The sequence below is a fragment of the Actinomadura sp. NPDC048032 genome (genome assembly GCF_040653175.1).
In the GTDB taxonomy this organism is placed as follows: Bacteria; Actinomycetota; Actinomycetes; order Streptosporangiales; family Streptosporangiaceae; genus Spirillospora; species Spirillospora verrucosospora.
Map to the genome: position 1 here is coordinate 1 of NZ_JBEZJP010000099.1, position 22,430 is coordinate 22,430.

General features: G+C 73.4%; 21 protein-coding genes. 10 read left to right on the forward strand and 11 right to left on the reverse strand.

Annotated elements, in window-relative coordinates; genetic code table 11:
* From carB to pyrR, 5 genes are all read right to left on the reverse strand, one after another.
* Nucleotides 1-3,294: carbamoyl-phosphate synthase large subunit (gene carB / locus AB0C69_RS15955; protein WP_360354001.1), on the reverse strand; the 3,294-nt coding region annotated here is incomplete at its 3' end.
* Nucleotides 3,294-4,412: a glutamine-hydrolyzing carbamoyl-phosphate synthase small subunit gene (gene carA / locus AB0C69_RS15960; protein ID WP_345184753.1), complete on the reverse strand. Its 1,119-nt coding sequence runs from the start codon at nucleotides 4,410-4,412 to the stop codon at nucleotides 3,294-3,296. The genes carA and carB, both read right to left, overlap by 1 nt.
* Nucleotides 4,409-5,695 carry a dihydroorotase gene (locus tag AB0C69_RS15965; RefSeq protein WP_360354004.1) on the reverse strand — a complete coding sequence of 429 codons (1,287 nt, stop codon included), beginning with the start codon at nucleotides 5,693-5,695 and terminating at the stop codon, nucleotides 4,409-4,411. The genes carA and AB0C69_RS15965 overlap by 4 nt, the downstream gene beginning before the upstream one ends.
* Nucleotides 5,692-6,633: an aspartate carbamoyltransferase catalytic subunit gene (locus AB0C69_RS15970; protein ID WP_345184758.1), complete on the reverse strand. Its 942-nt coding sequence runs from the start codon at nucleotides 6,631-6,633 to the stop codon at nucleotides 5,692-5,694. The genes AB0C69_RS15965 and AB0C69_RS15970 overlap by 4 nt, the downstream gene beginning before the upstream one ends.
* Nucleotides 6,630-7,190: a bifunctional pyr operon transcriptional regulator/uracil phosphoribosyltransferase PyrR gene (gene pyrR / locus AB0C69_RS15975; RefSeq protein WP_345184760.1), complete on the reverse strand. Its 561-nt coding sequence runs from the start codon at nucleotides 7,188-7,190 to the stop codon at nucleotides 6,630-6,632. Before pyrR ends, AB0C69_RS15970 begins: the two co-directional genes overlap by 4 nt.
* A 436-nt stretch (nucleotides 7,191-7,626) precedes the next feature.
* On the opposite strand from pyrR, the gene AB0C69_RS15980 reads away from it, so the two are divergent.
* Nucleotides 7,627-8,121: a transcriptional regulator gene (locus AB0C69_RS15980; protein ID WP_021597992.1), complete on the forward strand. Its 495-nt coding sequence runs from the start codon at nucleotides 7,627-7,629 to the stop codon at nucleotides 8,119-8,121.
* A gap of 69 nt (nucleotides 8,122-8,190) precedes the next feature.
* On the opposite strand, the gene AB0C69_RS15985 is transcribed toward AB0C69_RS15980, so the two are convergent.
* The 5 genes from AB0C69_RS15985 to AB0C69_RS16005 form a co-directional block, all read right to left on the reverse strand.
* Complete coding sequence (locus tag AB0C69_RS15985; protein WP_360354007.1) at nucleotides 8,191-9,615, reverse strand: MFS transporter; 1,425 nt, start codon at nucleotides 9,613-9,615, stop codon at nucleotides 8,191-8,193.
* A gap of 133 nt (nucleotides 9,616-9,748) precedes the next feature.
* Nucleotides 9,749-10,999: a cytochrome P450 gene (locus tag AB0C69_RS15990; protein WP_360354009.1), complete on the reverse strand. Its 1,251-nt coding sequence runs from the start codon at nucleotides 10,997-10,999 to the stop codon at nucleotides 9,749-9,751.
* Between the two features lie 119 nt (nucleotides 11,000-11,118).
* Nucleotides 11,119-12,306: a CoA transferase gene (locus AB0C69_RS15995; protein WP_360354011.1), complete on the reverse strand. Its 1,188-nt coding sequence runs from the start codon at nucleotides 12,304-12,306 to the stop codon at nucleotides 11,119-11,121.
* Between the two features lie 197 nt (nucleotides 12,307-12,503).
* On the reverse strand, nucleotides 12,504-13,007 hold the full coding sequence (locus tag AB0C69_RS16000; RefSeq protein ID WP_089312401.1) for an SAV_6107 family HEPN domain-containing protein: 504 nt from the start codon (nucleotides 13,005-13,007) through the stop codon (nucleotides 12,504-12,506).
* 260 nt (nucleotides 13,008-13,267) lie between these two features.
* Nucleotides 13,268-14,059: a L,D-transpeptidase family protein gene (locus AB0C69_RS16005; protein ID WP_345184771.1), complete on the reverse strand. Its 792-nt coding sequence runs from the start codon at nucleotides 14,057-14,059 to the stop codon at nucleotides 13,268-13,270.
* A gap of 23 nt (nucleotides 14,060-14,082) precedes the next feature.
* Here AB0C69_RS16005 and AB0C69_RS16010 point away from each other — a divergent pair, with 23 nt between their 5' ends.
* From AB0C69_RS16010 to AB0C69_RS16030, 5 genes are read left to right on the forward strand one after another with little or no spacing between them, the layout of a single operon-like run.
* Nucleotides 14,083-14,547: a YbaK/EbsC family protein gene (locus AB0C69_RS16010; RefSeq protein WP_345184773.1), complete on the forward strand. Its 465-nt coding sequence runs from the start codon at nucleotides 14,083-14,085 to the stop codon at nucleotides 14,545-14,547.
* 31 nt (nucleotides 14,548-14,578) lie between these two features.
* Nucleotides 14,579-14,929, forward strand: a complete 351-nt coding sequence (locus AB0C69_RS16015; protein WP_345184775.1) for an arsenate reductase family protein — start codon at nucleotides 14,579-14,581, stop codon at nucleotides 14,927-14,929.
* Between the two features lie 58 nt (nucleotides 14,930-14,987).
* Nucleotides 14,988-15,830: a hypothetical protein gene (locus tag AB0C69_RS16020; RefSeq protein ID WP_360354014.1), complete on the forward strand. Its 843-nt coding sequence runs from the start codon at nucleotides 14,988-14,990 to the stop codon at nucleotides 15,828-15,830.
* Between the two features lie 9 nt (nucleotides 15,831-15,839).
* A complete protein-coding gene (locus AB0C69_RS16025; protein WP_345184780.1) occupies nucleotides 15,840-16,172 on the forward strand; it encodes a hypothetical protein in 333 nt (110 codons plus the stop codon).
* Between the two features lie 10 nt (nucleotides 16,173-16,182).
* The gene (locus tag AB0C69_RS16030) at nucleotides 16,183-16,785 is read left to right on the forward strand and encodes a GNAT family N-acetyltransferase (RefSeq protein ID WP_345184782.1); all 603 of its coding nucleotides are present in this window, start codon (nucleotides 16,183-16,185) and stop codon (nucleotides 16,783-16,785) included.
* Here the strand turns inward: AB0C69_RS16030 and metF are convergent.
* Nucleotides 16,722-17,657: a methylenetetrahydrofolate reductase [NAD(P)H] gene (gene metF, locus AB0C69_RS16035; RefSeq protein ID WP_360354017.1), complete on the reverse strand. Its 936-nt coding sequence runs from the start codon at nucleotides 17,655-17,657 to the stop codon at nucleotides 16,722-16,724. The two genes, AB0C69_RS16030 and metF, sit on opposite strands and share 64 nt — an antisense overlap.
* 179 nt (nucleotides 17,658-17,836) lie before the next feature.
* On the opposite strand from metF, the gene AB0C69_RS16040 reads away from it, so the two are divergent.
* The 4 genes from AB0C69_RS16040 to AB0C69_RS16055 all read left to right on the forward strand — a co-directional run.
* Nucleotides 17,837-18,889: a polyprenyl synthetase family protein gene (locus tag AB0C69_RS16040; RefSeq protein ID WP_345184786.1), complete on the forward strand. Its 1,053-nt coding sequence runs from the start codon at nucleotides 17,837-17,839 to the stop codon at nucleotides 18,887-18,889.
* A gap of 93 nt (nucleotides 18,890-18,982) precedes the next feature.
* The gene (locus AB0C69_RS16045; RefSeq protein WP_345184788.1) at nucleotides 18,983-19,555 is read left to right on the forward strand and encodes a carboxymuconolactone decarboxylase family protein; all 573 of its coding nucleotides are present in this window, start codon (nucleotides 18,983-18,985) and stop codon (nucleotides 19,553-19,555) included.
* Nucleotides 19,552-21,714, forward strand: a complete 2,163-nt coding sequence (locus tag AB0C69_RS16050; RefSeq protein ID WP_360354020.1) for a glycoside hydrolase family 3 C-terminal domain-containing protein — start codon at nucleotides 19,552-19,554, stop codon at nucleotides 21,712-21,714. Before AB0C69_RS16045 ends, AB0C69_RS16050 begins: the two co-directional genes overlap by 4 nt.
* A gap of 91 nt (nucleotides 21,715-21,805) precedes the next feature.
* Nucleotides 21,806-22,430: protein kinase (locus AB0C69_RS16055; RefSeq protein ID WP_360354022.1), on the forward strand; the 625-nt coding region annotated here is incomplete at its 3' end.

Sequence of the window (22,430 nt, forward strand, 5' to 3'; positions counted from 1 at the left end):
GGACGGGTCGATCTCCGCGACGAAGCCGGACCAGTCGTAGGAGACGTTCGACTGCCGCGACCCGGCCGCCGCGAGCCCCTGGACGGTCGTCACGCACGGTACGCCCCGCAGCACGGCCGCGGTACGGATCTCGTAGCCGTCGAGCCGCGGCCCGGACTGGCCGGGGCTGCCGAAGGGAGTGTTGACGATGAGGTCGACCTCGCCGTCCAGGACGCGCCGCACGATCGTGGGCTCGCCGGACGGGCCCGGACCCTCGCTGTGCTTGCGCACGATCTTGGCACGCACGCCGTTGCGGCGCAGGACCTCCGCGGTCCCTTCCGTGGCAAGAATCTCAAAGCCCAGGTCAGCCAGGCGCTTCACGGGGAACACCATGTGCCGTTTGTCGCGGTTCGCGACGGACACGAACGCGCGCCCCTTGGTCGGCAGCGACCCGTACGCGGCCTGCTGCGACTTGGCGAACGCGGTGCCGAACACCTCGTCGATGCCCATGACCTCGCCGGTGGAGCGCATCTCGGGGCCGAGGACGATGTCGACGCCCTGCCCGTGCTCGTTGCGGAACCGGTCGAAGGGCAGGACGGCCTCCTTCACCGCGATCGGCGCGTCCAGCGGCAGGGTCCCGCCGTCGCCGGCCTCGGGCAGCATGCCCTCGGCGCGCAGCTCGGCGATGGTCGTGCCCATCATCACGCGGGCCGCCGCCTTGGCGAGCGGCACGGCGGTCGCCTTGGAGACGAACGGCACCGTGCGGGAGGCCCGCGGGTTCGCCTCCAGCACGTACAGGACGCCCGCGGACAGCGCGTACTGGACGTTCATCAGCCCGCGCACGCCGACGCCGCGCGCGAGCGCCTCCGTCGACTCGCGGATGCGGCGGATGTCGTCGTGCCCCAGCGTGATGGGCGGCAGGGCGCACGCCGAGTCGCCGGAGTGGATGCCGGCCTCCTCGATGTGCTCCATCACGCCGCCGAGGTACAGCTCCTCGCCGTCGAACAGCGCGTCCACGTCGATCTCGATGGCCTCGTCCAGGAAGCGGTCGACCAGGACGGGGTGCTCGGGGCTGGCCTCGGTGGCGCGGGCCATGTACGACTCCAGCGTGGAGTCGTCGTACACGATCTCCATGCCGCGCCCGCCGAGCACGTAGGACGGGCGGACGAGGACGGGGTAGCCGATCTCGGCGGCGATCTCCCGCGCCTCCTGGTAGGACGTGGCCGTGCCGTGCTTGGGCGCGAGCAGCCCCGCCCGGTGCAGGACGCGTCCGAACGCCCCGCGCTCCTCGGCGAGGTGGATGCTCTCCGGCGAGGTGCCCACGATCGGCACGCCGGCGTCCTTCAGCTTCTGGGCGAGGCCGAGGGGCGTCTGGCCGCCGAGCTGGACGATGACGCCCGCGACCTCGCCGGACCGCTGCTCCGCGTAGACGACCTCCAGCACGTCCTCCAGCGTGAGGGGCTCGAAGTAGAGCCGGTCGGAGGTGTCGTAGTCGGTGGAGACCGTCTCGGGGTTGCAGTTGACCATCACGGTCTCGTAGCCCGCCTCGGCCAGCGTGAACGACGCGTGGACGCAGGAGTAGTCGAACTCGACGCCCTGGCCGATGCGGTTGGGGCCGCTGCCCAGGATGATGACCTTCGGCTTGGCGCCCGGCGGTACCTCGGTCTCCTCGTCGTAGGCGGAGTAGAGGTAGGGGGTCTGCGCCTCGAACTCGGCGGCGCAGGTGTCCACGGTCAGGTAGACGGGGCGGATGCCGAGGGCGTGGCGCAGCTCGCGCACGACCTCTTCGGAGAGGTTGCGCAGCTCGCCGATCTGCGCGTCGGAGAACCCGTGCCGCTTGGCGCGCAGCAGCTTGTCCTTGGTGAGGGCGTCGTCGGCGGTGCGGATCTCCTCCGCGACCTCGTTGATGGCGGCGATCTGGTCCAGGAACCAGGGGTCGATGCCGGTCGCCTCGTAGAGCTCCTCGACGGTGGCTCCGGCCCAGAGCGCGCGCTGGACGTCCCTGAGCCGCCCGTCGTGGGGGCGGCGGGCCGACTCGACGAGCGCGGCGGCGTCGGCGTCGCCCGCCCAGCTGAACGAGGTGCCCTTCTGCTCCAGGGACCTCAGGGCCTTCTGCAGGGCCTCGGTGAAGCACCGCCCGATGGCCATGGCCTCGCCCACGGACTTCATGTGCGTGGTGAGCGTGCCGTCGGCCCCGGGGAACTTCTCGAACGCGAACCGGGGCACCTTCACCACGACGTAGTCGAGCGTCGGCTCGAACGAGGCGGGCGTCTCGCGGGTGATGTCGTTCGGGATCTCGTCCAGCGTGTATCCGATGGCCAGCTTCGCCGCGATCTTGGCGATGGGGAAGCCGGTGGCCTTGGAGGCCAGGGCCGAGGACCGCGACACCCGCGGGTTCATCTCGATGACGATCATCCGGCCGGTGCCGGGGTGCACGGCGAACTGGATGTTGCAGCCGCCGGTGTCGACGCCGACCTCGCGGATCACCGCGATCGCGACGTCCCGCATGTTCTGGTACTCGCGGTCGGTCAGCGTCAGCGCGGGGGCGACGGTGATCGAGTCGCCGGTGTGCACGCCCATCGGGTCGAGGTTCTCGATCGAGCACACGATCACCACGTTGTCGCGGCGGTCGCGCATGACCTCCAGCTCGTACTCCTTCCAGCCGAGGATCGACTCCTCCAGAAGCACCTCGCCGGTCGGGGACGCGTCCAGACCGGCCCCGGCGATGCGGCGCAGGTCGTCCTCGTCGTGGGCGAAGCCGGAGCCGCGCCCGCCCATCGTGAACGACGGCCGGACGACGAGGGGGTAGCCGAGCTCGCCCGCCGCCGCCAGGCAGTCCGCCATCGAGTGGCAGATGACCGACCGGGCGGACTCGGCGTTCAGGCCCTGCTCGCGGGCGACCTTGGCGACGACCTCCTTGAACCGCTCGCGGTTCTCCCCGGCCTGGATCGCGTCCACGTCGGCGCCGATCAGCTCGACCTCGTACTTGGCCAGGACGCCGCTCTCGTAGAGCGCGATGGCGGTGTTCAGGGCCGTCTGGCCGCCGAGGGTGGGCAGCAGCGCGTCCGGCCGCTCCTTGGCGATGATCTTCTCGACGACCTCCGGGGTGATCGGCTCGACGTAGGTCGCGTCGGCGAACTCGGGGTCGGTCATGATCGTGGCCGGGTTGCTGTTCACCAGCGTGACCCGCAGGCCCTCGGCCTTGAGCACCCGGCACGCCTGGGTGCCGGAGTAGTCGAACTCGCACGCCTGCCCGATGACGATCGGCCCGGAGCCGATGACGAGGACGGAGTTCAGATCTTCGCGGCGCGGCATTACTTCGACGCCTCCATCAGTTCGCAGAAACGGTCGAAGAGGCCGGAGGCGTCGTGCGGGCCGGCCGCGGCCTCCGGGTGGTACTGGACGCTGAACGCCGGGCGCTCCAGCAGCCTCAGCCCCTCGACGCACCCGTCGTTCAGGTTGACGTGGCTGACCTCGCCGGGCCCGTAGGGGGTGGCGAACGGCCCGTCGGCGGGCGCGTCCACGGCGAACCCGTGGTTGTGCGCCGACACGTCGACCTTGCCGGTCGTCCGGTCCTGGACGGGCTGGTTGATGCCCCGGTGCCCGAACCTCAGCTTGTAGGTGCCGAGGCCGAGCGCGCGGCCGAAGATCTGGTTGCCGAAGCAGATCCCGAAGAACGGCGTCCCGGTGTCGAGGACGCCCCGCAGCGCGTCGACGGCGTAGTCCGCGGCGGCCGGGTCCCCGGGGCCGTTGGAGAAGAACACGCCGTCGGGGGCGAGGGCGAGGATGTCGCCGGCCGTGCTGGTCGCCGGCAGGACGTGCACCTCGCAGCCCCGCTCGGACATCCGGTACGGCGTCATCGACTTGATGCCGAGGTCGACGGCCGCGACCGTGTAGCGCTTCTCGCCCCGCGCCGGGATGACGTAGGGCTCCCGGGTGGAGACGTCCCGGGCCAGGTCGGCGCCCTCCATCGAGGGGCTCTGCCGGACGCGCTCGACGAGGGCGTCCTCTCCGGCGAGAGCGGCGTCCGCGCCGCTGAAGATGCCGGCGCGCATCGCGCCCCGGTCGCGCAGGTGCCGCGTCAGCGCCCGCGTGCCGGGGATGGCGATGCCCACCACCCCCTGCTCGCGCAGCGCCGAGCCGAGCGAGCCCGTGGCGCGCCAGTTGGACGCCACGCGGGCGGGCTCGCGCACCACGTAGCCGGCCACCTGGATGCGGCGCGACTCGGGGTCTTCGGCGTTGACGCCGGTGTTGCCGATGTGGGGGGACGTCATCGCCACGATCTGGCGCGCGTACGAGGGGTCGGTCAGGGTCTCCTGGTAGCCGGTCATGCCGGTGTTGAAGACCATCTCGCCGAAGGTCTCGCCCTCGGCACCGTACGCGGCCCCGCGGAACACCCTGCCGTCTTCCAGAACGAGCAGAGCAGGGTTCATTGGAGCTTCCCTTCGAGGACGGTCGGCTTGCCGCGCAGGAACGTCGCGACGACCCGTCCGGGCAGCTCCAGCCCCGCGAACGGGGTGTTGCGGCTCTTGGAGGTCATCGCCGACGGGTCGACGGCGCGGCGCGGCGCCGGGTCGTACAGCGTGATGTTGGCGGGGGAGCCGGCCTCCAGCGGACGTCCCTGTCCGGAGAGGCGGCCGATGCGGGCGGGGCGGACCGACATGCGGTCGGCGACCCCGGCCCAGTCGAGCAGACCGGTCTCGATCATGGCCTCCTGGACGACCGGCAGCGCCGTCTCCAGACCGATCATGCCCATGGCGGCCACGGCCCACTCGGTCTCCTTGGCCTCGACCGGGTGGGGGGCGTGGTCGGTGGCGACGCAGTCGATCGTCCCGTCGGCGAGGGCATGCCGCAGCGCGGTGACGTCGTCGGCGGTGCGCAGCGGCGGGTTGACCTTGAAGATCGGGTCGTAGGACCCGGCCTTGGCGTCGTTCAGCAGCAGGTGGTGGGGGGTGACCTCGGCGGTCACCGGGCAGCCCTTGCTCTTGGCCCAGCGGATGATCTCCACCGAGCCGGCCGTGGAGACGTGGCACACGTGCAGCCGCGACCCGACGTGCTGGGCCAGCAGCACGTCCCGGGCGATGATCGCCTCCTCGGCGACGGCGGGCCAGCCGCGCAGGCCGAGCGCCGCGGACATCTCGCCCTCGTTCATCTGGGCGCCCTCGGTGAGGCGCGGCTCCTGGGCGTGCTGGGCGACGACGCCGTCGAACGCCTTCACGTACTCCAGGGCCCGGCGCATGATGACCGCGTCCGACACGCAGTGCCCGTCGTCGGAGAAGACCCGCACCCCGGCGGCGGAGTCGGCCATCGCGCCCAGCTCGGCGAGCTGCTCGCCGGCGATGCCGCGGGTGACCGCCCCGACCGGCTGGACGTCGCAGTACCCGGCCTCGCGCCCGAGGCGCCACACCTGCTCGACCACGCCGGCCGTGTCGGCGACGGGGTCGGTGTTGGCCATCGCGTGGACGGCGGTGAACCCGCCCCTCGCGGCGGCCCGCGTGCCGGACTCGACGGTCTCGGCGTCCTCGCGGCCCGGCTCGCGCAGGTGGGTGTGCAGGTCGACGAGGCCGGGCAGGGCCACGAGCCCGGCGGCGTCGACGACCTCGGCGCCGGCCTCGTCCAGGCCGGTCCCGACCGCGGCGATCGCGCCGTTACGGACGAGGATGTCGGCGGTCCGGCCGCCGAGGATCCGGGCGCCCTTGATGATGTGGGTGCTCACTGGGGGACCTCCTGGCCGATGGCGGGCTCGGAGCCTCCGAGCAGCAGGTAGAGGACGGCCATGCGCGCGCTGACGCCGTTGGCGACCTGCTCGACGATCGTGGAGCGGACCGAGTCGGCGACCTCGGCGGCGATCTCGACGCCGCGGTTCATCGGCCCGGGGTGCATGACGATGGCGTGGTCGGGCAGCTCGGCCATGCGCTCGGCGTCCAGCCCGTAGCGGCGGCTGTACTCGCGCACCGTCGGGAAGTAGGCGGCGTTCATGCGCTCCTGCTGGACGCGCAGCATCATGATCACGTCGCTCTTCGGGATGACCGCGTCCAGGTCGTAGGACACCGAGCAGGGCCAGGTGTCGATCGCGACCGGCAGCAGGGTCGGCGGCGCGACCACGGTGACGTCGGCGCCGAGCGTGTCCAGCAGCAGGACGTTGGATCGTGCCACGCGGCTGTGCAGCACGTCGCCGACGATCGTGACCTTGCGGCCCTCCAGATCGCCCAGGCGCTTGCGCATCGTGAACGCGTCCAGCAGCGCCTGCGTGGGGTGCTCGTGGGTGCCGTCGCCGGCGTTGACCACGCTCCCCCGCACCCAGCCGGCCAGCCGGTGCGGCGCGCCCGAGGCGTTGTGCCGGATGACGACGCCGTCCGCGCCCATCGCCTCCAGGGTGAGCGCCGTGTCCTTCAGGCTCTCGCCCTTGGAGACGCTGGAGCCCTTGGCGGAGAAGTTGATCACATCGGCGGACAGCCGCTTGGCCGCGGCCTCGAACGAGATGCGGGTGCGGGTGGAGTCCTCGAAGAACAGGTTGACGACCGTCCGGCCGCGCAGCGTCGGCAGCTTCTTGATGGAGCGGCCCGCGATCTGCGCGAGCTCCTCGGCCGTGTCGAGGACGAGCAGCGCGTCGTCGCGGGTGAGGTCGGCGGCGGAGATCAGGTGGCGGTTCATTCGGTACCCCCCGTCGGGCCGAGCAGCACCGCGTCGCGCCCGTCGTTCTCGTCCAGCAGGACCTTCACGGTCTCGCGCATCGAGGTGGGCAGGTTCTTGCCCACGTAGTCGGCGCGGATCGGCAGCTGCCGGTGCCCGCGGTCCACCAGCACCGCCAGCTGGACGGCGCGGGGCCGGCCGAGGTCGTTCAGCGAGTCCAGCGCGGCGCGCACCGTGCGCCCGGAGAACAGCACGTCGTCGACGAGCACGACGACCCTGTCGTCGATCCCCTCGGGGGGCAGCTCCGTGCGGCCGAGGGCGCGGGCGGGCCGCATCCGCAGGTCGTCCCGGTACATGGTCACGTCGAGCGAGCCCCAGGGCACCGGGCGGCCCTCGACCTCGCGCAGGGCGCCGGCGAGCCGCTCGGCCAGCGTCACGCCCCGGGTCTGGATGCCGAGCAGCAGGACGTCGTGGCCGCCCTTGGTCCGCTCGAGGATCTCGTGTGCGATGCGGGTCAGCGCGCGCCTGATGTCGGGACCCTCCAGAACGGCCTTGGGCCGGGGGTCACCGTCCGCCACGCGATGCTCCTGCCTGGAGGCAGCATTCACCGCCGAAACCTCCTTCCCCGCCTCACGGGACGGGCCTTAAAGGACGTCGTGTCCCCCACACGTTAGCAGCCGGCCCCGCCTGCCCCGCACCCCGGCCCGGTCCCCGTCTTCGCAGGTGAGAGGGGTCACATTACGAGGCGTCCCGGAGGCCGGGGCGGCCGCCCGCGCGGGCCGCCGCACCCCCGCCCGCACGGGCCGGCCGCGATCCGGACGGCCCGGATCGAGTCCTGCGGATTCGACCGCTTTTTTCCAATCAGCTTGACCTGGGGCCGTACCCGTTTTACCGTCACTGTCCGTAACCATCCCTGGAGACAGAGTCCTGAGGCCCCCTGGCTTCGCGAATCTGTCTCCCCCCGGTGACAGCCGGGGTTCGACGACGACGAAAGTGAGCCTGGGGGGCCGCATCATGCCGTCTGAATATGCAAAGGCTCTCGGCGCGCGCCTGCGCGCCATCCGCACCCAGCAGGGCCTGTCCCTGCACGGTGTGGAAGAGAAGTCACGCGGCCGCTGGAAGGCCGTCGTCGTGGGTTCGTACGAGCGGGGCGACCGCGCCGTCACCGTTCAGAAGCTGGCCGAGCTCGCCGATTTCTATGGCGTGCCGGTTTCCGAGTTGCTGCCCGGCGGAGCCGCGCCGAGCCCGCTCGGGCCTACACCCAAGCTCGTGATCGATCTAGAGCGGTTGCAGCAGCTTCCGAAAGACAAGGCCGGTCCTCTCGCCCGCTACGCCGCGACGATCCAGAGCCAGCGGGGCGACTACAACGGAAAGGTCCTGTCCATCCGTCAGGAGGACCTGCGATCACTCGCGGTCATCTATGACAAGTCCCCGACCGAGCTCACCGAGGAGCTGATCGGCTGGGGCGTCCTCGACCCGGAGGCGCGCCGCGCCGTCGAGTCGTTCTGAGTCACCGCACCACCTGTTCCACCGCACGACCTGCTTCACCGCACGACCTGTTCCACCGCACGACCTGCTTCACCGCACGACCGTGACGGGGTCCGGCACCGCGCCGGGCCCCGTTCCGCGTGCGCGCCGCCGCCCCGGGCGCGGGACGAGCAGGGCCAGCGGGAGGACGGCCGCCATGACGGCGGCGCTCACCGCGAACCCGGCGGAGAACCCGCCCTCGCCGGGGACGGCCACGACGATGACCGCGCTGACCTGCGTGCCGAGGGACGCTCCGACCGTCCGCAGCAGCGTGTTGATGCCGGTGGCCACGCCGGTCTCCCCCGGCGGGACGGCCGCGACCACCAGGGTCGCCACGGCGGCGTAGGCGAAGCCGAGGCCGACGCCCCGCGCCAGGCCGCCCACGTAGAGCTGCCACATGGCGCCGTGCTCGACCGCCACGAACGCGTAACCGAGGCCGGTCGTCGCCGCGCCGCCGAGCAGCACCGCGCGGGAGCCGACGCGCCGGTCGAGCAGGCCCGCCGTCATGCCCGCGACGGTCATGCCGACGCTGGCGGGGAGCTGGAGCAGCGCCGCCTGGGTGGCCGTCCCACCGAAGCCGTACCCGGTGCCCTCCGGGAGCTGGACGAGCAGGGGGAACAGCAGCCCGCCCGCCATCAGGGCGTAGCCGGACAGGAGCGAGGCGGCGTTCGCCGTCCACACCCCGCGCACCCGCATGAGGCGCAGGTCGATCAGGGGCTCGCGGACGCGGCCCTCCACCCACAGCCAGGCGCCGGCCGCCGCCAGCGCGAGCGCGAGGAGCCCGAGGACGCCGGGGGACGTCCAGCCCCAGTTCATCCCCTCGGTGAGGGCGGTGAGCGCGGCCACCAGCCAGGCGGCGAAGAGGGCGGCGCCCCACCAGTCGACCCTCGCCGCCGGGCGCGGGCCCTCGCCGCGGTGTCCGGCCGGAACGATCCACCAGGCCAGGACGACGCCGGGCACCAGCCCGACGACCGGCACCCACAGCAGCCAGCGCCAGCCGAGCAGGTCGATGATCGGCCCTGCCAGGCACCACGACACGGCGCCGCCGAGGCCGAGCATGGACGACATGAGCCCGACGGCCGGGGCCCGCCGGGCGGGCGGCAGGACGTCCCGGATGATCGTGTACGCCAGCGGGAAGACGCCGCCGCCGACGCCGGACAGGACGCGCCCGGCGAGCATGACCGGCACCGTCCCGGCCAGCGCCGCGACGAGCGTCCCGGCGGTGGCGACCGCGAGCACGGCGAGCAGCACGCGCCGCGCCCCGTACAGGTCGCCGAGCCGCCCGACCACCGGCGTGGCCACGGCCGCGGACAGCGTCATCGACGTGAGCGCCCACGCCGCGCCCGCCGGGGTCGTGTGCAGCCCGTGCTGGATCTGCGGCAGCGCGGGCGTCACCACGGCCATCGAGAGCGAGTAGGCCATCACGCCGAGGAAGGCCAGCAGGGGGACCAGCCCGCGCCCGCCCCGCCCCGTCACCGCGTCCTCCCGAAGTTCGCCCCCCTAACAATCTCATAGTGGGACGAACCACCCCGCTCCCGCCTTGCCGTCGGCTACCGGCGCCGCCGCCGCTGAGGATCTCTCCACCGCCGTGCCGGACGCGGGAAGGCCGTCAGTCCGCGGGCGAGGACCAGGCGACCGGGAGGGCGGAGGGCCCGTTGATGACGTGGCCCGGCTTGCGGGTGATCTCGTCCGACGGCACTGCCAGCCGCAGGGACGGCAGCTCGCGGGTCAGCAGCGCGACGGCCGTCTCCACCTCCATGTGCCCGAGGTGGCGCCCGATGCAGTGGTGCGGGCCGTAGCCGAAGGACAGGTGCCGGTTCGGGGTGCGGCCGAAGTCCATGCGGTGCGGGTCGGTGAAGACGCGCGGGTCGCAGTTCGCGGCGTCGTGGGACGGGATGACCAGGTCTCCGGGCGCGAGCCGCTCGCCGCTCGGCAGCGTCACCTCGCGCGTGACCCGGCGCGGCAGGTCGTCCGCCGCGGTCGTGGAGAACAGGCGCTCCAGCTCGGTGACCGCGCCGGGGACGGCCTCGGGATGCGCGCTGAGGTAGCCGTAGGCGGTCTCGTGGTCCTCGTAGGGGTGGGTGAGCAGGACGTGGATCTGCGTGCCGATGCTGCTCGCCACGGTCTCCCAGCCGCCGAGCACGAGCGTCATCGGCAGCTTGACCTGGCGGTCGAACGGCAGGCCCGCGGCGCCCTCGGCGACCTGGGACAGCAGATCCTCGGACGGGTCGCGCCGCCGCTCCTCCACGAGGCCGCCGAGGTAGCCGACCATCGCCGTCTGCGCCTCGGCCGCGTCAACACGGGTCTGGGCGCTGGTGCCGAGGAACGCGTCGCCCCAGGCGTGGAAGCGCAGCCGGTCCTCCTGGGGCAGCCCCATCATGTCGCAGATCAGGTCGAGCGAGAACGGCAGCGCGAAGGCCGTGACGAGGTCGGCGGGCTCCTCGCCCGCGAGCATCGCCGTCAGCTGCGCGGCCGCCCGCTCCTGCGCCTTGCGCCGCAGCCGCTCGGTGGCCTGCGGCGAGAACCAGTCCTTGACGGCGCCGCGGACGGCCGCGTGGTTCTCCATGTCCAGGCCCAGCATCGTCCCTTCGAGGTCGACGGCGTCGGCGTCGAGGGCCGCCTCCCGGGAGAACGCCTCCTGGTCGCGCAGCACCTGCTCGACGTCGTGGTAGCGGGTGACGAGCTTGGCCGTGGTGCCGTCGTGGCGCCGCACCTCGGCGACGCCGGTGCCGGTCTCGCGGATCTCGTGGTAGCGCGGGTTCTTGTGCAGCCCCGGCCGGTTGACGCCGTCGGCGTCGCTGTCGAGCGGATGCGGGATGCGGGCGGGTGCGGACTGCTCCGGGGCGGCGTCGAGGGCCATCCGGCGGATCCCTTCGTCGTACGGACGCGGCGGGGCTCGAAGGCCGGACCGTCAACGGCAGGCCAGCCGAGACCCACGGTTCGGAATGCCTGCCAGAAGGATTTCCACGATCGTCCGCGTCACAAACCCATGATCGTCCCGTTGCCGCGCAGGGCCTCGACGCGCTCGGGGGGCAGGCCCAGGACGTCCCGGAGCACCTCGTCCGTGTGCTCGCCGAGGGTGGGCGCGGGAACCGGCGGCGGCGAGGACCCGCCGAACCGCACGGGCGAGCCCGGGGCCAGGTGGAGGCCCACACCCGGCTGGTCGAGCGGCGCCATGAGCGGCTCGTCGCGCAGTCCGGCGGCCACCTCCGCGAAGTCGCGGTAGCGGGACCACAGGACGGACGTGCGCTCCAGCCCCTCCGCGACCTGCTCGCAGGTGCGGGAGGCGAACCACGACGCGAGCACGCCTCCCAGCGCCTCGCGGTGGCCGTAGCGGTCGCCGGCGCGGCGGAAGTCGGCGCCCAGGGCGCGTTCGAGGGCTCCGACCACCTCGCCGAGGCCGGTCGCCTCGACCAGGTCGCGCCAGTGCCGGACCGTGAGGACCGCCACCATGACCCGTCCGTCGGCCGTGGCGAAGTCGCGCCCGAAGTCGCCGAAGAGGTGGTTGCCCAGCCGCTCCCGGGACTCGCCGAGCTGGGCCTCCGCGAGGTACCCGAGGTTCCCCGCGGTGGCCAGGGCGACGTCCCGCAACGCGACCCGGATCTGCCGGCCCTCGCCGGTGCGCAGCCGGTGCCGCTCCGCCGCCAGCAGCCCGACGGCCATGTAGAGGCCGCACGCCACGTCCCACGCGGGCAGCGCGTGGTTGACGGGGGCATCCTGACCGGCCGGACCCGTGATCGACGGGAAGCCCGTGGCGGCGTTCACCGTGTAGTCGACGGCGTTGCCGCCCTCCCGGGTCCCCTGCAGCCGGACGTGGATCAGGTCGGGCCGCACGGCCCTCAGCTCCTCGTAGGACAGCCCCGGCCGCGGCGGCGCGTTGGTCAGGACCGCCCCGCCGTGCGCGACGAGTCCGGCGACCAGCTCGCGGCCTTCGGGCGAGCGCAGGTCGACGGCGACCGACCGCTTGCCCTTGTTCAGCCCGGCCCAGTACAGGCTGCGGCCGGACGGCGCGAGCGGCCACCGGTCGATGTCGGGCCCGCCGCCGATCTGGTCGACGCGGATGACGTCCGCGCCGAGCTGCGCCAGGGTCATCCCGCCCAGCGGCGTCGCGACGAAGCTGGACAGCTCGATGACGCGCATCCCGTCCAGCGGCAGTAGGTCGGACATCCGGCCATGTCTACCAACCGCCCTCCGCCGTGCCGCGACCGGGGTGAGACCGCGCCGGAGGGGCCGGCTCGGGGGTTGCGGACCCTCCGGCGCGATCGGTCCGGCCGCCGGAGGGGGGACGCGGCCTCCCATGGCGGGGCGGCGCCCCCGGCCTCCGGCGGGGCCGGCCCGGGGAGGGGGACGGCCTCCGGGGTGGCTCAGCCGGCCTCGGGGACGGGCAGCGTGGGCTGCCCGTCGACGCCGAGGGTGTCCTCGACGAGGGTGACGAAGACCTCGGCGTCGTGCAGCAGCTCCTCCGCGTCGCGCGGGGTGACGGCGCGCGGCAGGCCCGCCTCGGCGGCGGCGCGCTTGTCGGCGCCGGCGGCGAAGAAGGCGGCCCACTCCCGCAGCGCGGGCTCGGCCTCGGGCAGCAGCACCCAGACGCTGCGCGGACGGCCGCGGCGATGGGTCTCCAGAGGCTCCTTGGACGCCAGGACCGCGGCGGCCGCGCGCAGCGCCGCCAGGTGGGCGCACACGTAGCGGACGGCCGGCGAGGTGGCCTCGGCCGCCTCGGCGAGGCCCATGCGGGCGGCGTGCAACTGCCCGACGGCCGTGTGCGCCGGGCGCGGCGCGGGCATCGGGCGGTGGCGTGGGCGAGGACTGGGGGACGGGACGGACTGGGCTGCGGAGTGGACTCCGCGTGCGGTCATCGTTCCGGACATCTCTGCCTCCTTCCGGGGCTCGGGCCGGCCGGGCGGAGAGCTTCCCCTCTCTCCGCCCGGCCGTCGGCCCCGCCGAAACACCGCGATCGGCGGGACGTCGCCCTGGCGCGGGCCGCGAGTCCCGCACCACATCGAACATAAGTTCGATGCGCTTCACAGTAAACCGCCCTGACGGCGATTCGTCAACGTGTTCGAACGCGTGTCGTATCCCGCAGGTCAGCGGGGTTGACAGCGGCCCGGACGCGGCGCTCGCGGGGAGGCTAGCGAGCCCGCCTGACGTGCACGGGGACGCCCGTGCCGACGAGGTCGGGGAAGTACTCGGCGATGTGCATCGGCATGCGGACGCAGCCGTGCGAGGCGGGGTGCAGGGGCACGTCCAGGGCGCCGTGGAAGGCGATGCCGCCGTTGAAGTAGATGGGGTTGTAGAGCTGCCCCAGGGGCGAGGTCTCCCAGCCGGAGGCACGGCGCCCGGTCCGGAAGTCGCCCGTGCCGGTCGTGGCGTAGCGGCAGCGCGCGACGGTGGCGCCCCGGTCCTTGGCGCAGTAGTACTCCCCCGACCCTGACGACACGTGCGTGATGAGCCGCGGCCTTCCGTCCTTGTAGAGGACGAGGTACTGGCGCTTCAGATCCACGTCGACGCGGTTCCTCTCGCGCTTCTTGGCAACCGGCCGAGGCTCCTTGGGGGCGTCCAGGGCCCTCCAGAACGAGGCGGAGAGCGTGCTCTTCTGCTTGAGGCGGTTCACCGCCTGGAACGCCCACACGGCCGTCTGCGTGGACGGCCCGTACCTCCCGTCGGCCTTCCCCGGGTCGTAGTGCAATGCCTTGAGGCGCTGCTGGAGCGCCTTGACGTCGGGCCCCTTGGCGCCCGGTTTCAGCTTGCGGTGCGTGGGACTCGGTTTGGGCGTCGCCGGCGCCTTCGACGGCGTCGCCTTCGTCTTCGTCCCCTCCGACGGGGCGGGAGCCGCCGCGTCGATGTCGTCGCAGCCCGTCAGGACGACGGCCGCGATCAGCAGAACCGCGCTCTTCCGCACGTCGATCGCTCTCCCTCGCATGCGCTGACCTTAAAGTTCTACCCATGCATCCGAATGCCGAAATCGTCGCGAAGGCTCTGCTCGACCTGGGCGCGACGGGAGCGATCGTCGAACTGCCCGACTCCGCGAGGACGGCGCAGGCCGCGGCGGAGCAGCTGGGCTGCGAGGTCGGCGCGATCGCCAACAGCCTGGTGTTCGACGCCGACGGGTCCCCGCTGCTGGTGATGACCAGCGGCGCGCACCGCGTCGACACGGTGAAGGTCGCGGCGCTGGTGGGCGCGGCGAAGGTGCGGCGGGCGTCGCCGGAGTTCGTCCGGGAGGCGACCGGCCAGCCGATCGGGGGCGTCGCGCCGGTCGGCCATCCGGAGCCGATCCGTACGCTGGTGGACGTCTGGCTGGACAGGCACGACGAGGTGTGGGCGGCGGGCGGGCACCCGCACACCGTCTTCCCGACGTCGTACGGCGAACTGCTGAGGATCACCGGCGGGACCCCCGCCGAGGTCGAGTGACGGCAGGCGGGGCAGGGGAAGGGGTGGAGTGATGGAACTGTGGCACAACCCGCGCTGCTCGAAGAGCCGCGCCGCCAAGACCGCGCTGGACGAGGCGGGCGTGGAGTACACCGAGCGCCGCTACCTGGACGAGCCGCCCACGGCGCGGGAGCTGGACGAGGTCCTCGCCCGCATCGGCGCCGAGCCGTGGGACGTGGCGCGGCTGAACGAGCCCGTCGCCAGGGAGCTCGGGCTCAAGGACCTCGCACGCGACCGGGCCCGCTGGATCGAGATCATGGTCGCGAACCCGGTGCTGATCCAGCGTCCGATCGTCGTGACGGACGCGAGCGCCGTCGTGGCGCGCGATGCCGAATCGGTGCGCAAGGCCCTCGACAGCCAGTGACACTGGTGTGATTCTGGGGAGTCGGGAAACGGCGCAGGGGCCGAGCACCGGAGGGGTGATGGCGACGCAGATGCGGACGGGTCCGGCGGCGCGCGACCCGCAGTTCCGGGGAATCGACCCGCCCGCGCTCAACCAGGTCATCAGGCAGCTCCAGGACGCGCAGAACGCGATCCAGGGGTGGCTGAACGGCCATCGCCCGCCGCCCGGCGTCTCCGCGGCCGGGTACCGGCAGGCCGACGAGGTGGCGCGGTGGGCCGCCGAGCAGCTCGGGATGCTGACGCGCCGGTACAACTTCGCGGTCACCCATCCCTCCCCCGGCGGAGGCATCGACATGCCGCCGGCGCCCACCCCGGCCCCGGCGCCGCGGAAGACCGGCGGCGGCCCGGCGGGGGCGCCGCGGCCGGTGAAGGCGCCGCCGCACCGGACCCCGCCCGCGAAGGCGGCCCCGCAGCCGACCCCGCACGGCGCCGGCGACATCGGCAACTTCCCCGACCGGCCCGCCGCCGCCCGGGCCGCCAGGGCCGACGCGCTGGCCGTGGCCGCGTCCGTCCAGCACGGCCGTCCCGTCCCGGACACGGTCTGGAAGCACCTGGAGGCCAACGCCGGCGACCCCGACTACACCGAGAAGCTGTACGAGCGGCTCGGCCCGGCGGCCGCCGCGGAGCTGCTGAAGGCCGCCCAGGGCGACAGGGCGCGGCTGGCGGCCGTGCGGCAGTCCCTCGGCACGTCCAGCCACCATCTGACGATGGACGTGAAGTGGCTGCGCGCCTTCCTGGCCGAAGCCGACCGCGCCGGGGTCCGTCCCGTCGCCGTCCAGGTGCTCCTGGGCGCCGACATGAGCGGCCGCACGCGCGAGGCCCTCGCCCGGCTCGACCTGCACCCGTCCACCGCCACCGCCTGAGAGGTCGCCATGGCCGCTCCACCGCCTCCCGGCAGCCTGCCCCCGCCGATCACGGGCGCCGCGTCGGCCCGGCTGTCGCCCGCCGAGCAGCCCAACCCGGAGTACCAGCAGCTCTACCAGGCGTACTCGGACGCCTACGGCAGCATCGACCGGCTCCGGCAGGCGCTGGACGGGCCCGTGAAGACCCTCGGCGGCACGGACGCGTGGCTCGGCCCGGAGGCGCGCGAGTGGGGCGGGCAGCTCGACGCCAACCGCGGCACGCTGCGGAAGGCCGCCGACCGGATCCTCTGGGACCTCTACGATCGGCTCTCCGCGACCCAGCGGACCATCGCGCGGGTCTAGTCTCTGTCGGGTGAGGGACCCGAAGCTGCGCGAGATCGACGAACGCGCCTTCCTACGCAGGCTGAGCCCCATGCTGGACGTGTACGCGGCCGCGATGGAACCGCCGAACGAGCAGCTCCCGGGCCGGCACACCATCATGGAGCGCCATTCCTCGTATCCGGGGTTCCGCGCGTTCGTGGTCGAGCGGCGCGGGGCGCTGCCCGTCATGCCGGCGCCCGTCCAGGGGTTCGCCTACGGTTTCCACGGGGCGCGCGGCCAGTGGTGGCACGACGTCGTCTACCAGGCGCTGTCCGACCGCGAAGGGCCCGAGCACGCCGACGCGTGGCTGGAGGACGCCTTCGAGGTCGCCGAGCTGCACGTCCATCCGCAGGCGCAGGGCAGGGGTCTCGGCCGGGGGCTGCTCAACGCGCTGTGCGACGGGCGGCCGGAGCGGACGGTCGTGCTGTCGACGCTCGACAGGACCCCGGACACCCCGGCGCGCCACCTCTACCGTTCGGTCGGCCTGGTCGACCTGCTGGCCGACTTCGAGTTCCCGGGCGGCGGGCCCCGCTACGCGGTGATGGGCGGGCGGCTGCCCCTCGCGCCGTACCCGGCGCCGTCCAGCAGCGAGTAGACCTCGCGCGTCGCCGTCGACTTGTTGAACGTGATGAAGTGGATGCCCGGCGCGTCCTGCTCCAGCAGCTCGCCGCACACCTCGGCGGCGTGCTCGATGCCGAGCCGGCGGACGGCCTCCGGGTCGCCCGCGACGGCCTCGAAGCGGGCCCTGACCTCGGGCGGGAACGGCGCCCCCGACAGCTGCTCGGACCGCTCGATCGTGCTGAGCTGGGTGACCGGCATGATGCCGGGCAGGATCGGCACGTCGCAGCCGGCCGCCTCGACGCGGTCGCGCAGCCGGAAGTAGTCCTCGGCGCGGAAGAACATCTGGGTGATCGCGTAGTCGGCGCCGGCGCGGCACTTGTCCACGAAGTGGCGGGTGTCGCTCTCGATGTCGCGCGAGCGCGGGTGCTTGTAGGGGAACGCGGCCACGCCGACGCAGAAGTCGCCGTAGGAGCGGATCATCCGGACCAGCTCGGCGGCGTACTCGACGCCCTCCGGGTGCTTGACCCACTCCCCCATCGGGTCGCCGGGCGGGTCGCCGCGCAGCGCCAGGACGTTGCGGACGCCGGCTGCGGCGAACCGGCCGATCAGGTTGCGCAGCTCCGCCTGGGAGTGGTTCACGGCGGTGAAGTGCGCGACCGGCGTGAGGGTGGTGTCGGTGGCGATGCGCTCGACGATGTCGACGGTCGTGTCGCGGGTGCCGCCGCCCGCGCCGTAGGTGACCGACACGAACGTCGGGTGCAGGGACTCCAGCTCGCGGATCGCACGCCACAGGTTCCGCGCGCCCTTGTCGGTCTTGGGCGGGAAGAACTCGAACGAGAACGAGCGCTCGCCCGAGGCGAGCAGTTCTCGGACGGTCGGGGGCCTGTGGGGGCGTACGGGTCGCATTCCCCAAGCCTACAGAAGCGCGCCGGAGGGGACCGGCCCGGCGGGGAAGGGCGGCCGGCCGCCGATCCGCGTGATGCTCGCCACACCCGGCATGCGTAATGTCCGCATTTCCGAAGATCTTATGACATCTCACGTTCGCGATGGAGGGTGGAAAGCACCCAGGTGGATACGATCTCGGCATGTCGACCACCCGGATCCGCAAGGAGGTCGACGAGGCGCTGCTGGCCTTCGTCGACCGCCGGCGCCCCGCGCTGCGCGCCATCAGCGAGGACCTCGCACCGCTGCTGTCGGCCTTGGACGCCCTGCTCGGCGGCGGCAAGCGGCTGCGTCCCGCCTTCTGCTACTGGGGGTGGCGCGCGGCGGGCGGCGAGGACGGGCCCGGCATCGTGGCCGCCGCCGCGTCCCTGGAGCTGCTCCAGGCGAGCGCGCTGATCCACGACGACGTGATGGACTCCAGCGACACCCGGCGCGGCCAGCCGTCCGCCCACCGGCGGTTCGAGGCGCTGCACCGCGCCCAGGCGTGGCCGGGCGACGCCGAGGCCTTCGGCGGCGGCGCCGCCATCCTGCTCGGCGACCTGTGCCTGGCCTGGTCGGGCGAGATGTTCGAGACCTCCGGGCTGGACGGTGCGAGCAGGTCGCGCGGCCGAGAGGTCTACGACCTGATGCGCACCGAGGTCATGTGCGGCCAGTACCTCGACATGCTGGAGGGCGCGCGCCGCCAGGCGAACGTCGCGACGGCGCTGCGCGTGGTGGAGTACAAGAGCGCCAAGTACACGATCGAGCGCCCGCTGCACCTCGGCGCGGCCCTGGCCGGAGCCCGCCCCGACGTGGCGGCCGCGCTCACCGGCTACGGCCTGCCGCTCGGCATCGCCTTCCAGCTCCGCGACGACGTGCTCGGCGTGTTCGGCGACCCGGCCGAGACCGGCAAGCCCGCGGGCGACGACCTGCGCGAGGGCAAGCGGACCGTCCTGGTCGCGCTCGCCCTGGAACGCGCCTCCGCGAGCCAGGCCGCGGCGCTGGAGCGCCGTCTCGGCGACCCGGAGCTGGACCGTCCCGGCGTGGACGAGCTGCGCGCCGTCATCGAGGAGACCGGGGGCCTCGCCGCGTGCGAGGCCATGATCGAGCGCTACCTGCGCGAGGCGGAGCAGGCCCTGGAGACGGCCCCGATCACCGACGGCGCCCGGGAGGCGCTGGCGGAGCTCGCGGTGGCGGCCACCACGCGCAGCACCTGACCCGCCCGGCTCCCGCGTCCCCCGTGACACGATCCGGCCAAGTTTTCCCGGCGCACTAGAACTTTCCCACTGATCGGTGGCAGAAATGTCGCCATGTGCGCCGACACCCCAGGAGACCGCGTCCCGCGCTTCGACCCGCTCCCGGAGGAGGAGTGGGACGACGTCGTCCGGGCCGTGACCGACACGATCGGGCCCCTGAACGTCATCACCACGCTCGCCCGGCACCCGGAGCTGTTCCGGTCGTGGATCGGGTTCGGCTCCATGCTGCTGATGAACGGCACGCTGGGCGCCCGCGACCGCGAGCTGGCGATCCTGCGCACGGCGCACCACCGGTCGTGCGCGTACGAGTGGGACCACCACCGGCGGGTCGCGCTGGACGCGGGGCTCACCGAGGACGAGATCGCCGCGCTCCGCGAGGACCCGGACCGGCACGGCTGGAGCGACGACGACCGCATGGTCCTGGCCGCCGCGGACGAGCTGCACGAGCGCGGCACGATCAGCGACGCCGCGTGGACGGAGCTGGCCACGCGCTTCGGGGAGCGCGAGCTGATCGAGCTGGTGATGCTCATCGGCCACTACCACATGGTCGCCTTCGCCCTGAACGCCCTGCGGGTCCAGAACGAGGACGGAGACCACGGCGCCCGGGGGGAAGGGGCGGGCGGATGAGGCCGGGACGCGGGCCGGCGGGGGCGCTCGCGGCCGTCTCCGCGCTGGCGCTGACGGCGGCGCCGGCGACCGTGCTCGCGGCGTCCGCGCCCGGCGAGGCGCGGGCGGCGGCGGGGCGCTGCGGCGACCCGGCCCTGCGCCCCTGGTGCGACGCCGCGCTCGCGCCCGACCGGCGCGCGGCGCTGCTGCTGCCGCGCATGACGGTCGACGAGAAGATCTCGATGCTGGCGTCCGACGATCCGTTCGGCGGGCCGCTCGGCGGCTTCTCCGAGAACGCGCACGCCGACACCGCCGACGGGATCGAGCGGCTCGGCATCCCCCCGGTTCGCATGGCCGACGGCCCGGCCGGCGTCCGGCAGGGCAGGGCGACGGCGCTGCCCGCGCCGATCGCGCTCGCGGCCGCCTTCGACCCGCGGGCGGCCCGGCTGTACGGCGGGACGGTCGCGTGGGAGGCCAGGCACCGCGGGAACGACCTGGTCTTCGGCCCGACCGTGGACGTCCTGCGCACGCCCCGCAACGGCCGGACGTTCGAGGGCTTCGGCGAGGACCCCTACCTGTCGGCGACCCTCGGCGTGCCGTGGATCCAGGGCGCCCAGGCGCAGGGCGTGATGACCTCGGTCAAGCACATGGCCGTCTACACGCAGGAGACCGACCGGCTGTCGCTCGGCATGAACGTCGACCCGCGCACGCTCCGCGAGATCTACCTGCCGCCGTTCGAGGCCGCGGTGAAGGACGCGGGCGCCGCGACGGTGATGTGCGGGTTCGGCAGGCTGAACGGCCGGTGGGCCTGCCAGGACGGCGCCGTCCTTAACGGGATCCTCCGGTCGGAGTGGGGGTTCACGGGGTTCGTCCCGTCCGACCACACCGCCGCGCAGGACGCCGCCGGCGCCGCCGAAGGCGGGCTGGACATGGAACTGCCCTTCGGCATGAAGTACAACGCCTTCCTGCTGAAGGCCGCCCTCGCCCAGAAGAAGGTCTCGCCGGCCGCCGTCGACGCGCACGTGCGCAACATCCTGCGGACGATGTTCAGGTTCGGGGTGTTCGACCGGCAGGCCTACCCCAACGACCTCAGCCGCGCCGACCGGGCGGCGAGCCGCGACGCCGCCCGGGTCATCGAGGAGGGCGGGATCACGCTGCTGAAGAACGACGGCGTCCTCCCGCTCCGGGCCCCGAGGTCGATCGCGCTGATCGGGCGGGCCGCCCGGCAGAGCCCGAGCGGCTTCGGCTCGGCGAAGGTCGTCCCGTTCGCGACCGTGAGCGCGCAGGACGGCCTCTCCCGCCGCGCGGGCTCCGGAACCCAGGTGACGTACCACGACGGCGACGACCACGCGGGCGCCGCCGCCACGGCCCGCGCCGCCGACCTCGCCATCGTGTTCGCGACCGACAGCCAGGGCGAGTTCTTCGACAAGTCGTGCCTGACGCTGCGCTGCGGTGAGCCGCTCAGAGGCGATCAGGACGGGCTGATCTCCGAGGTCGCCAGGGCCAACCCCAACACGGTCGTCGTGCTGAACACGGGCGGACCCGTGCTGACGCCCTGGGCCGGGCAGGTGAGGGGCATCCTCGAAGCCTGGTACCCCGGCCAGGAGGGAGGTGACGCCCTGGCGCGCGTCCTGTACGGGGACGTGGATCCCGGCGGACGGCTTCCGGTGACGTTCCCCGTCGACGAGAACGACGCGCCCGCGTCCGGGAACCCGGTGCAATACCCCGGCCTCAACGGGAGCACCACGTTCTCCGAAGGGGTCATGGTCGGCTACCGGCATTACGACGCGAAGGGCATCGCGCCCCGTTTCCCGTTCGGGCACGGCCTGTCCTACACCACGTTCGCCTACAGCGGACTGGTCGCGACCAGCAAGTCCGTGCGGGTGACGGTCACCAACACCGGGCGCCGCGCCGGCGTGGCCGTGCCGCAGCTGTACATCGGCATGCCGTCGCCGGGCGCGGAGGTCCCGCAGCCGCCCAGGCAGCTCAAGGGATACGCCAAGGTCGCCCTCGCTCCCGGACGGAGCGCGAAGGTGACGTTCCCGCTGTCGTCGCGCTCCTTCGCCTACTGGAACCAGAAGGCGAAGGCCTGGAAGGTCGCCGACGGCTGCTACAAGATCATGGTGGGCGAGTCGTCCCGGCGGATCGCCGGCTCCACCGCGCTCGGGACGTGCCGCTGACGGCGAAGATCGCAGTTCCCCTGCCCCTCGTCCCGATTACACGGTACAAAGGGGGAGATCTTCGTCCGCCCCCGCCGAGTCGGAGTCCTCAGTGCCGCACGACACCTCCCGCGGGAGGACGGATCCCCATCCCCCGCGTTCCTCCTCGAACCGCCCCGCCCGCGCCGCCCGCGCCGGGCAGCCCCACGGCGCCCACGCCGGCCGCCCGGCCAAGCCGCACCCCGGGCCGGGCCGCGTCCCGGCCCGTCCCGCGCACGGCCGCGACCACCGGTCCGGCGCCCCGCTCGGCCCCGACGACCCGCGCGGCCTCGGCGGCTACACGCTGGTCGGGCGGCTCGGCGAGGGCGGCCAGGGCGTCGTCTACCTCGGCCGCGACGGCGACGGCGAGCTCGTCACCGTCAAGCTGCTGCGCGGCGGCGTGGCGGCCGGGCAGCGGGCGCGCAGCCGCTTCGCCAAGGAGGCGGACGCGGCCCTGCGGGTGTCCGGGCGGCACACCGCGCGCGTCCTGGACGCCGACATGACCGGCGACCGCCCCTACATCGTCAGCGAGTTCGTCGAGGGGCCCTCGCTCCAGCACGTCGTCGCCGACCGCGGCCCGCTCTCCGCGCCGCGGCTCCGCAAGCTCGCGCTGCGCACCGCCGCCGCGCTGGCGGCGATCCACCGCGCCGGGATCGTGCACCGCGACTTCAAGCCCGGCAACGTGCTGCTCGGCCCGG